Below are 10,205 nucleotides of genomic sequence, written 5' to 3' on the forward strand. Positions count from 1 at the left end.
GGGAACCGCACATGACCGAGGAAACCTTTACGCTCACCCCGCCCGAGGCCGTCGCGCCCGTGCCGAGGGAGAAGGCCGGCGGGCTCGTCCCCGTCGACGACAGCGTCCGCGCGGGCATCGCGCAGAAGGCCTCCGACTACGTCCAGACGCTCGCCGCCCTCGACGCCCGCTCCCCGGAGTTCGCCGGGAAGGTCGGGGAGATCACCGCGCTCGGCGCCGGTGAGATGCGCAGCGCGGCCGCGCAGTCCAACCGGATGCTGGAGCGGACCGTGCGCAGCCTGCCCGACAAGGGCGGGGACGCCCAGTCGCAGGTAGCGGGCTCGCTGGTGGAACTCCGGCGCGTGGTCGAGGACTTGGACCCGCGTGATCTGCCCGCCTCCAAGGGGCGCAAGTTCCTCTCCAGGCTGCCCGGCGGCAACAAGCTGCGCGACCATGTCGCCAAGTACGCCTCCGCGCAGGGCACCCTCAACAAGATCGTGGGCTCGCTGCGCGGCGGCCAGGACGAACTGCGCCGGGACAACGCCGCGTTGCAGACCGAACGGGTCCGCCTGTGGGAGACCATGGGCAAGCTCCAGGAGTACGTCGTCCTCACCGAGGCCCTCGACACCGCCGTCGAGCAGCACATCGCCGGCGTCGGCGATCTGGAGGCGGCCGACTCGCTGCGCGCCGACGTCCTCTTCCCGGTCCGGCAGAAGCACCAGGACCTGCTCACCCAGCTCGCGGTGTGCGCACAGGGCTACCTCGCCATGGACGTCGTACGACGCAACAACGACGAGCTGATCAAGGGCGTCGACCGGGCGGCCACGACGACGGTCTCGGCGCTGCGGATCTCGGTGATGCTGGCGTCCGCGCTGGACAACCAGAAGAAGGTCATCGAGCAGGTCAACGCGCTCCGCGGGACGACCGAGGACCTCGTGCGGGGCAACGCCGAGATGCTCGCCACGCAGAGCGGGGAGATCCAGCGCATCGCCGCGGACCCGGCGGTCGGCGCGGAGACGCTGCGCTCGGCGTTCCAGCAGATCTACCGGACCCTGGACGCGATCGACACCTACAAGGTCCAGGCGACCGAGGCGATGGCGACGACCGTGGAGAACCTGACGTCCGAACTCCAGCACGCCTCCGCCTACTTGGAGCGCGGCCGGAACCGGGGCGCGCTGGAAGGGGGGCTCGGATGAGACGCTTCACGGCCCTGCTGACCGTCGCCCTGCTGGCCACCGCCTGCACCGCACAGGACGACAAGGACCCCGACTCCCCCGAGCCCGGCACCCTGCGCGTCCTCGCCTCCAGCGAGCTCGCCGACATGACCCCGGTGCTCGACCGGGTCGAGCAGGACACCGGCATCAAGGTCGAGGCCGGCTACATGGGCGCCCTCGACGCCGTGGACCTGCTGGCCAAGGGCGGGACGGACGGGAAGTACGACGCCCTGTGGCTGTCCTCCAACGACTATCTGCGACTGCGCCCCGAAGCGACGAAGAAGATCGTCTCGGAGACCCCGGTGATGAGCAGCCCGGTAGCCATCGGCGTCAAGCCGGACACCGTGCGGAAACTGGGGTGGAAGCCGTCGGACGTCACCTGGTCCCAGGTCGAACAGGCCGTACGGGACGGAGAGTTGACATACGGCATGACCGACCCGGCCCGCTCCAACTCCGGGTTCGCCACGCTCGTCTCGGTCGCCTCCGCGCTCTCCGGCGCCCAGTCGGCGCTCACGGACGCGGACGTCGACGAGGCGACCCCCCGGCTGAAGGAGTTCTTCCAGGGACAGCGGCTCACCTCGGGGTCCTCGGGCTGGCTGGCGGCCGCCTACGAGCGGCGCGGGGACGTCGACGCGATGCTCAACTACGAGTCCGTCCTCAAGGGCATCCCGGGCCTGACCGTGATCCGCCCGAGCGACGGCGTGGTCACCGCCGACTACCCGGTCTCCTCGCTCGCCTCCACCGACGCCGACACCCGCGAGAACGTCCGCCGGCTGGCCGAGGCCCTGCGGGGCCCGGACATGCAGAAGGAGATCACCGACCTCACCCATCGCCGCCCCGTCGTCGCCTCGGTGACCCCGGGAGCGGGCCTGGACACCGGCCGCAGGCGCGAACTGCCCTTCCCCGGCAGCCGTTCCGTCGCCGACGGACTCCTCGACGCCTACGAGAACGAGCTGCGCCGCCCGTCCCGGACGGTGTACGTCCTCGACACCTCGGGCTCGATGGAGGGCGAGCGCCTGGCCCGTCTGAAGACCGCGCTCACCGGGCTCACCGGCGACTTCCGCGAGCGGGAGGAGGTGACGCTGATGCCGTTCGGCTCGGACGTGAAGAGCGTGCGCACCCATGTCGTCGACCCCGCGAACCCGCGCTCAGGCCTCGACGCCATCCGCAAGGACACCGCGGCGCTCACCGCGGAGGGCGACACGGCGATCTTCACGTCGCTGGAGAAGGCGTACGACCATCTCGGCGCCGGTCAGGACACGTTCACGTCGATCGTGCTGATGACGGACGGCGAGAACACCGCGGGCGCCGAGGCGGACGAGTTCGACGCCTTCTACGCCGGGCTCGACCGGGACCGGCGTGAGACGCCCGTCTTCCCCATCCTCTTCGGCGACTCCGACCGGTCCGAGCTGGAGCACATCGCCGATCTGACCGGCGGCCGTCTCTTCGACGCCCAAAAGGGCTCGCTGGACGGCGCCTTCGAGGAGATCCGTGGCTATCAGTAAGTACCTTGAGTCACGCAAGAACATCGCCGGCAGCGTGTGCGGGATCGCCGGGCTCGGGCTGACCTTCGCCGGGGTGGCGGGCCCGTACTGGCCGGTCGTCGTGGCGGGACTGTACGGCGCGGGCGCGCTGATCGCCCCGCCGGAGCGGCCCGCGCTGCCGGACTTCCCCGACCCGTCGGCCCAACTGGAGGAGCTGCGCGCCGACTTCGACAAGCTGTGCGGGTATCTGGCGGAGGTCGACCTGCCCCCGGCCGCCGGGGGACGTCTCACCGAGCTGACGAACCTGCTGAGCGCGTTGCTGGCGCCGGGCTGGGCCATCCAGCTGCTCGCCCACGACCCGGAGGGCCTGCACACCCTGGGCCGGGCCGTACGGCAGGACCTTCCCGAGGCCGTCGACAGCTTCGTGCGGGCGAGGTGGTGGACGCGGCTGACGCCGGGGCAGGAGCCGCCGGAGCGGCATCTGGAGCGCCAGCTCGGCCTGCTGCGTGAGGAGGCGGAGACCCTGGCGGCGGCCCTGCGGGACACGGAGGCCCGCCGCCAGGAGACCCACACCCGGTATCTGGAGGACCGGGGCGGGGGCCAGGGGATCAGCGCGTGACGTAGACCGTCGCCGACGCCGTCGAGCCCTCGTGCAGGTCGTCGCCCGGCCAGTTCACCGTGTACGTCGTCTCCCGCCGGGTGCGCGGGATGTCGTTGATGGTGAACGTGCCGTCCGCGGCGACCGTCACCGACGACAGCGTGCCGGTGCCCTCACGGTCGGTGCGCTGGACCTTGAGGACCGCCCGCTCCGGCAGGGCCTTGCCCTGCGCGGTGAACGTGCCGGTGATCTCGACGCCCGTACTGATCGAGGCCTCCGCCGGGGCGGTGAGCGCGATCGAGGTGGGCGCCTTGCCGACGGAGACCGTGTGGGTGACGTCGTTGGCCGGGCGGTGGGTGAGGTCGCCGAGGTAGGAGACGGTGTAGGTGGCGTCGCCGACCAGGTCGGGCTCGTCCAGGACGGTGTAGGAGCCGTCCTCCTTCACGGTGAAGGTGCCCAGGTCATGGGTGCCGTTGGCGTCCGTGCGGGTCGCCGTCACCTTCAGCGGCTCGGCGGGCGCCGGGCCGTCGTACTCCAGCCGGCCCCGCACCGACAGCGGCTCGCCCGCGACGGCCTGGGCGGGGCTGTGCGTGAACGTTTCGCTGAGGCGGACGTCGTACTGGACGGCCGGGGGCTGGACGACGTGCAGCCAGTACTGGCTGCCGGCGGCGTTGGTGGTGACCGTGAACAGCCGGGAGCCGTCCGCCGCCCACTCCATGCCGCGCGGCGCGACCCGGTCGCCGTCGAGGCTGCCCTCGAAGACGAACTCCAACGGGGCGGTGGAGTCGGCCGGGTCGGCGGGCTGCACCAGCAGGTCGGGGGTGGAGCCCGTGGCCGAGGCGCCGCGCGCGATGTACTTGCCGTCGCCGCTGAAGGCGACCGCGCTGGCGGTGGCACCGGAGGGCAGGGCCTGGTAGCCGCTCGCCGCGTCCGTCAGGTCGCTGGTGTTCAGCAGGCGGGTGCCGTAGGCGGCGTCGGCCACGGCGACCTTGCTGCCGTCGGCGGAGAACGCCATGTCCTTGAGGTTCAGGGCGCCCTTGCCGTCGGCGTCGGCGAAGCGGCGCGCGGCGTTGCGCACGAGGGTGCCGTTGCTCGTGTCGAAGACGGTGACGAAGGGGTTGGTCGCGTTCGCGTTGAGCGGCTGGCCCATCAGCATCCGGTCACCCGGGCCGGACTCCAGCTGGAGCTTGCCGTTGTCCTGCCAGTTGGTGCGCCCCGCCGTGCTGTCCAGGTAGGCGAGCGTGGAGTCGCACTGGGAGGTGTAGTAGGAGTACGGCGTGGTGAAGTACAGCTGGCCGCCGGAGAAGGCCATGCTGCGGCCGCAGTTGTCGGTGGACGCGTAGCTGTTGTTGCTCACCTGGTAGGTGGTGGTGTCGACCTTGTAGATCCAGTCCCGCCCGCCGGCGTACAGCGTGGCGCCGTCGGCGCTGAGCGCGAGGCCCGAGACGTGCTGGGTGGTGCTGATCGTGGTGACGCGCTCGCCGTCGAAGGTGTACACGGCGATGATGCCGCTGTTGTAGTAGCTGTCGGTGCGGGAGTCGGCGACGTACACGCGCCGGTGCACGTTGTCGACGGCGAGCGCCGAGTACGACGAGATCGGCAGCTTGGCCACGACGACGGAGGCCGCCGCGTGCGCCGCGGGTGCGGCGGCGACGGTGAGACCGGTCCCGGCGAGTGCCGCGGCGAGGACGGTGGCCGCGAGACGTCTGGGACGGTGTGCTGTGTTCAACTGTGCCCCCCACAGTCTGTGTTGAGCCTCACCGATGCTCGATGAGGCTCGTGTGAAGCACATGTAACACAGATGAAGATCCCGTGATCAAGGGGGCACAGCGGGACCGGCGTCCATACCGCTCGGGCCGGGGGACCCGTCCCGCGGCCGACCCGTGACGATCACTGGTCAGGGCTCCCATCGGAGGCCGGCCGCGGGGGTTCTTGAGGGGTTCAGCCCAGGCGCCGCACCAGCGCCCGGTACTCGTCCCACAGCTCCTTCGGGGTGTGCTCGCCGAAGGTGTTGAGGTGGTCGGGGATCAGCGCGGCTTCCTCGCGCCAGACGTCCTTGTCGACCGTGAGCAGGAACTCCAGGTCGGAGTCGGCGAGTTCGAGGCCCTTGGTGTCGAGCGCGTCCTTCGTCGGCAGGATGCCGATCGGGGTCTCGACGCCCTCGGCCTTGCCCTCCAGACGCTCCACGATCCACTTCAGGACACGGGAGTTCTCGCCGAAGCCGGGCCAGACGAACTTGCCCTCGTCGTTCTTGCGGAACCAGTTGACGTAGTAGATCTTCGGGAGCTTGGAGGCGTCCTTGTCCTTGGCGACGTCGACCCAGTGGCCCATGTAGTCGCCCATGTTGTAGCCGCAGAACGGCAGCATGGCGAACGGGTCACGGCGCAGCTCGCCGACCTTGCCCTCGGCGGCGGCGGTCTTCTCGGAGGCGACGTTGGCGCCGAGGAAGACGCCGTGGTTCCAGTCGAAGGACTCCGTCACCAGCGGTACGGCGGAGGCGCGCCGGCCGCCGAAGAGGATCGCCGAGATCGGCACGCCCTTGGGGTCCTCCCACTCGGGCGCGATGATCGGGCACTGCGAGGCGGGGACGGTGAAGCGGGCGTTGGGGTGGGCGGCGGGCTCCGAGGACTGAGGCGTCCAGTCCCGGCCCTTCCAGTCGGTGAGGTGGGCCGGAGTCTCCTCCGTCATGCCCTCCCACCAGATGTCGCCGTCGTCCGTGAGCGCCACGTTGGTGAAGACCGAGTTGCCCCACAGCGTCTTCATCGCGTTGGCGTTGGTGTGCTCACCGGTGCCGGGCGCGACGCCGAAGAAGCCGGCCTCGGGGTTGATGGCGTACAGGCGGCCGTCCTCGCCGAAGCGCATCCAGGCGATGTCGTCGCCGATCGTCTCGACGGTCCAGCCGGAGATCGTGGGCTCCAGCATGGCGAGGTTGGTCTTGCCGCAGGCGCTCGGGAAGGCGGCGGCGACGTACTTGGACTCGCCCTGCGGCGGGGTCAGTTTGAGGATCAGCATGTGCTCGGCGAGCCAGCCCTCGTCGCGGGCCATGACGGAGGCGATGCGCAGGGCGTAGCACTTCTTGCCGAGCAGGGCGTTGCCGCCGTAGCCGGAGCCGTAGGACCAGATCTCGCGGGACTCCGGGAAGTGGGAGATGTACTTGGTGGAGTTGCACGGCCACGGCACGTCCGCCTCGCCCTCGGCCAGCGGCGCTCCGAGCGTGTGCACGGCACGCACGAAGAAGCCGTCGGAGCCGAGCTCGTCGAGGACGGGCTGCCCCATGCGCGTCATGGTGCGCATGGAGACCGCGACGTAGGCGGAGTCGGTGATCTCGACGCCGATCGCGGAGAGGTCCGAGCCGAGGGGGCCCATGCAGAACGGGACGACGTACATCGTCCGGCCCTTCATCGAGCCGCGGAAGATGCCCTTCTCACCGGCGAAGATCTCCCGCATCTCCGCGGGGGCCTTCCAGTGGTTGGTCGGACCCGCGTCCTCTTCCTTCTCGGAGCAGATGAAGGTGCGGTCCTCGACCCGGGCGACATCGGTCGGGTCGGAGGCCGCGTAGTAGGAGTTGGGGCGCTTGATCGGGTCGAGCTTCTTGAAGGTGCCCTTCGCCACGAGCTCCCCGCACAGGCGCTCGTACTCGGCCTCGGAGCCGTCGCACCAGACCACGTTGTCCGGCTGGGTCAGTTCGGCGATCTCGTTGACCCACGAGATCAGTTCCTGATGGGTGGTGGGAACGACGGGGGGAGCCGCGATGTCGCGCGCCACGATTGCTCCTAAATGAGGGATTTTTGGTTGGAGGCCCCGTGGGGGCTGCGACCCGGATGCTTGCCAGAGGGATACCTGGCGCTCATCCGGTGTCGACCGCACTCATTTGATCATCCGACGGGAGTGCCCATATGTCCAGAGGGCGTCACAGGTGAGCGAGAGTGAGACCGGCCACGTCCGCTTCCAAGAGGGGTCACACGGACGTCAACTCCCGTGAGAGGATGGCCACTCTTGACGTCCGGACCGATACGCAACCTACGGTTCCGTAGGTACGATTCGGCCTATGACTGCGTCCGTCCCAGACGCGCCCATGGACCCGCCTGCCACCGGCCGCGGTCCTGTCGCGCTCTCCCTGCCACATCCGGTCAAGCCCAAGCTCCGGGGCTGGCTGCATCTCGGCATGTTTCCGGCCGTACTCATCGCGGGCCTGGTGCTGACCGCCCTCGCCGACTCCTCCAGAGGCCGCATGGCCTGCGGGATCTATGTCCTCACGGCCTGCCTGCTGTTCGGCGTGAGCGCGCTGTACCACCGGGGCAACTGGAGCCCTCGGATGGACGGCATACTGCGCCGCCTGGACCACGCCAACATCTTTCTGATCATCGCCGGTACCTACACCCCGCTGACCATGCTCCTGCTGCCGGGCGCGAAGGGGCAGTGGCTGCTGTGGGGGATCTGGGCGGCGGCGGCCGCGGGGATCGTCTTCCGGGTGTTCTGGGTCGGCGCCCCGCGCTGGCTCTACACCCCCTGCTACATCGCGATGGGCTGGGCGGCGGTCTTCTTCCTGCCCGACTTCATGCGCACGGGCGGTATCGCGGTACTGGTCCTGGTGATCACCGGCGGCCTGCTCTACAGCGCGGGCGGCGTGATCTACGGCATCAAGCGCCCGAACCCCTCACCGCGCTGGTTCGGCTTCCACGAGGTCTTCCACTCCTTCACGCTGGCGGCCTTCGTCGTGCACTACGTGGGGATCTCGCTGGTGGCGTACCAGCACGCGTAGCCCGCATCCGAGCGCGCAAGGGCCACGGCTTCCGTGGCCCTTTTTCATGCCCGCTCACAGTTGACAGCACCTCTCTTTTGAGAGCTACTCCTCATTTCATGGCTACTGTCACTCAGACCTCCGACCCCCGCCGCTGGGCCGCCGACCTCGGCGCCACGACCGGCGAGCAGCTGGGGGTCCCCCAGGCGTTCAGCACTGGGGGAGGACGGCCGACGCGTACGTCGTCGTCGCGGCGCTGATGCTCCCCGCCGGACTGCTCGGCGACCGGTTCGGACGGCGGCTGATGCTGATCCTCGGTCTGGGGATCTTCCTGGCCGGATCCGCCGTCGGCGCCGTCGCCGGGGACGTGAACACGGTGATCGCCGCCCGCGCGGTGATGGGCGTCGGCGCCGCGCTCGGCCTGTCGCTCGGCCCGATCATCGGCGGCTGGCTGCTGGACCACGTCTGGTGGGGCTCGGTCTTCCTCGTGAACGTCCCGATGGCGGCGCTCGGCATCACCGCGTGCGTGTTCCTGCTGCCGGAGACCCGGGACCCCGCCTCCCCCAAGGTCGACACCGTCTCCACCGCGTTCACCGCGGGGGGCCTCGGCGCCCTCGTCTACGCGATCATCGAGGCCCCGGCCCGCGGCTGGGGCGACCCGCTGGTGCCGGCGATGCTCGCCGGGTCGGCCGCACTGATCACCGCCCTGGTGATGCGCGAACGGCGCCTTGCGCGCCCGATGCTCGACATGACGCTGCTCGCCCACCGCGGCTTCCTCTTCAACACCCTCGCCGCGACCCTGGTGATGTTCGTCCTGTCCGGCCTGCTCTTCGTGCTCCGGCCCTACCTCCAGGCCGTCCTCGGCCACGACGCCTTCGGCACCGGACTCAGGCTGCTGCCGATGATGGGCGGCCTGCTGGTCGCCGCGCGGACCGCCCAGCCGGTCGTCGCCCGGTTCGGGGCACGCGCGGTGGTGAGCGCGGGCCTGGCGGTACTGGCCTTCGCCGCGCTCCTCGGCAGTCGTACGACGGTGGAGTCCGGCTATGGATTCACCGCGCTGTGGCTGTCGGTCGCCGGGCTCGGCTTCGGTCTCTCGGTGGTCCCCGCCATGGACGGCGCCCTCGGCACCCTGCCAGCCGACCGGGCCGGCTGGGGGTCCCCCCACGCCTTTCGGGCAGTGGGGGAGGCTCCGGGCTGCTGATGACGCTGCACCAGGTCGGCGGCGCGATCGGCATCGCCCTGCTCGGCAGCCTGCTCGCCGGGGTCTTCCGGGACCGGCTGGATGTCACCGGGCTGCCCGCCGAGGCCGCCGACACCGCCGGGGAGTCCGTGGTCGCCGCCCATCTCGTCGCCGAACGGGCGGGCTCCGCCGATCTGGTGGCCTCCGCGAACAGCGCCTACGTGCACGGCATGGGCGTCGTCCTCCTGGTCTGCGCGGTCGCCTCGCTCGTCGCGGCGCTGCTGGCCGCGGTGTTCCTGACCGACACCGAGGACACCGAGGAGTTGGTCCCCGCCACGGCCGATGCCCGACAATGACCTGCATGACGGCCGCACGCACCACCTCCGCCGACCTCTCCCAGCTGGGGCTTCGTGAGCGGAAGAAGATCAAGACCCGGACGGCGATCCGCGACGCGACATACGCGCTCATCCGGGAGCAGGGCTACGACGCCACCACCGTCGAGCAGATCGCCGAGCGCGCCGAGGTGTCGCCGTCCACCGTCTTCCGCTACTTCCCGACCAAGGAGGACATCGTCCTCACGGACGAGTTCGACCCGATCCTGATGGCGGAGATCCGCAAGCGGCCGGCCGACGAGCCATGGATCGACACCCTGCGGCACGTGCTGAAGAAGGCCGTCGGCTTCGGCCTTGAGGAGGATCCCGAGGTCCTGCGGCTGCGCTCGCACCTGATGGTGCAGGTGCCCGCGGTCCGTTCCCGGATGCTGGAGACCATGTCGGTCACCGGGAAGATGCTCACCGAGGCCGTCGCCGAGCGCAGCGGCATGGACCCGGACAGCCTGGAGGTCCGCGTCTACACGATGTCCCTCATCGGCGGCCTCGCGGAGATCACCCTGTACTGGGCGGAACACGACTTCCGCGACGACCTCGCCGACCTCCTGGACCGCGCTCTGAACGTCATCGAGCACGGTCTGCCCACGGAAAAGCCCTGAGCCCGTGCCCCTCCCCCGTGG

Annotated in this window: 8 protein-coding genes and 1 pseudogene; 7 read left to right on the forward strand and 2 right to left on the reverse strand. The window is 70.2% G+C overall.

The window, feature by feature from the left end:
* Positions 1-11 precede the first annotated feature (11 nt).
* The 3 genes from H4N64_RS04215 to H4N64_RS04225 are packed head-to-tail and all read left to right on the forward strand — an operon-like array spanning position 12 to position 3,296.
* The gene (locus H4N64_RS04215) at positions 12-1,175 is read left to right on the forward strand and encodes a toxic anion resistance protein (RefSeq protein ID WP_186280724.1); all 1,164 of its coding nucleotides are present in this window, start codon (positions 12-14) and stop codon (positions 1,173-1,175) included.
* Positions 1,172-2,698: a substrate-binding and vWA domain-containing protein gene (locus H4N64_RS04220; protein WP_186280725.1), complete on the forward strand. Its 1,527-nt coding sequence runs from the start codon at positions 1,172-1,174 to the stop codon at positions 2,696-2,698. Before H4N64_RS04215 ends, H4N64_RS04220 begins: the two co-directional genes overlap by 4 nt.
* Positions 2,685-3,296 (forward strand): hypothetical protein, encoded by a 612-nt coding sequence (locus H4N64_RS04225; protein ID WP_186280726.1) that lies wholly within the window; start codon positions 2,685-2,687, stop codon positions 3,294-3,296. Before H4N64_RS04220 ends, H4N64_RS04225 begins: the two co-directional genes overlap by 14 nt.
* Here the strand turns inward: H4N64_RS04225 and H4N64_RS04230 are convergent.
* Positions 3,286-5,004 (reverse strand): YncE family protein, encoded by a 1,719-nt coding sequence (locus H4N64_RS04230; RefSeq protein WP_186280727.1) that lies wholly within the window; start codon positions 5,002-5,004, stop codon positions 3,286-3,288. The two genes, H4N64_RS04225 and H4N64_RS04230, sit on opposite strands and share 11 nt — an antisense overlap.
* A gap of 212 nt (positions 5,005-5,216) precedes the next feature.
* Positions 5,217-7,040 carry a phosphoenolpyruvate carboxykinase (GTP) gene (locus H4N64_RS04235; protein ID WP_186280728.1) on the reverse strand — a complete coding sequence of 608 codons (1,824 nt, stop codon included), beginning with the start codon at positions 7,038-7,040 and terminating at the stop codon, positions 5,217-5,219.
* A gap of 283 nt (positions 7,041-7,323) precedes the next feature.
* Between H4N64_RS04235 and trhA the strand changes: the two genes are divergently transcribed.
* The 4 genes and pseudogenes from trhA to H4N64_RS04250 all read left to right on the forward strand — a co-directional run bounded on the left by trhA (position 7,324) and on the right by H4N64_RS04250 (position 10,184).
* Positions 7,324-8,037, forward strand: a complete 714-nt coding sequence (gene trhA, locus H4N64_RS04240) for a PAQR family membrane homeostasis protein TrhA (protein WP_186280729.1) — start codon at positions 7,324-7,326, stop codon at positions 8,035-8,037.
* A gap of 98 nt (positions 8,038-8,135) precedes the next feature.
* Complete coding sequence (locus tag H4N64_RS46690; RefSeq protein ID WP_418896242.1) at positions 8,136-8,276, forward strand: hypothetical protein; 141 nt, start codon at positions 8,136-8,138, stop codon at positions 8,274-8,276.
* Positions 8,210-9,552: pseudogene (locus tag H4N64_RS04245) on the forward strand (MFS transporter); the annotation flags it as partial. The gene H4N64_RS46690 and the pseudogene H4N64_RS04245, both read left to right, overlap by 67 nt.
* 5 nt (positions 9,553-9,557) lie before the next feature.
* Positions 9,558-10,184 (forward strand): TetR/AcrR family transcriptional regulator, encoded by a 627-nt coding sequence (locus tag H4N64_RS04250; protein WP_472910300.1) that lies wholly within the window; start codon positions 9,558-9,560, stop codon positions 10,182-10,184.
* Positions 10,185-10,205 lie beyond the last annotated feature (21 nt).

The organism is Streptomyces cupreus, from assembly GCF_014257025.1.
GTDB lineage: Bacteria > Actinomycetota > Actinomycetes > Streptomycetales > Streptomycetaceae > Streptomyces > Streptomyces cupreus.